At 61.3% G+C, this 494-nt stretch carries 1 pseudogene; it reads left to right on the forward strand.

Annotation, left to right across the window (positions count from 1 at the left end):
• A pseudogene (locus NFJ07_RS25650) lies at nt 1-494 on the forward strand (pyruvate dehydrogenase (acetyl-transferring), homodimeric type); the annotation flags it as partial.

Genomic DNA, 494 nt, shown 5'->3' on the forward strand with positions numbered 1-494 from the left:
GCCAAGACCGTCAAGGGCTACGGACTCGGACCCCACTTCGAGGGCCGCAACGCGACCCACCAAATGAAGAAACTCACGCTCGACGATCTGAAGGAATTCAGGGACTACCTCAGGATTCCAATTGCAGACGCCCGCTTGGAAGAGGATCCTTACCGTCCTCCGTACTACCACCCAGGCATGGACGCACCCGAGATCGCCTATCTCCTCGAGCGCAGGGCTGCGCTGGGAGGTTCGGTCCCCGAACGGCGTTCAAACCATGCGGCCATTCAGCTGCCGGAGGCCAAGACCTTCGAGGTCGCCAAGCGGGGAACCGGCAAGCAGCAGGCCGCCACCACCATGGCGTTCGTCCGTTTGCTCAAAGACCTGCTCCGCGACAAGAACTTCGGACACCGGATTGTCCCCATCGTCCCGGATGAATCGCGGACCTTCGGCATGGACGCGTTCTTCCCCACCGCGAAGATCTACAACCCCAAGGGCCAGAACTACCTCTCCGT

This window comes from Arthrobacter sp. B2a2-09, from assembly GCF_027587375.1.
Lineage (GTDB): Bacteria > Actinomycetota > Actinomycetes > Actinomycetales > Micrococcaceae > Arthrobacter.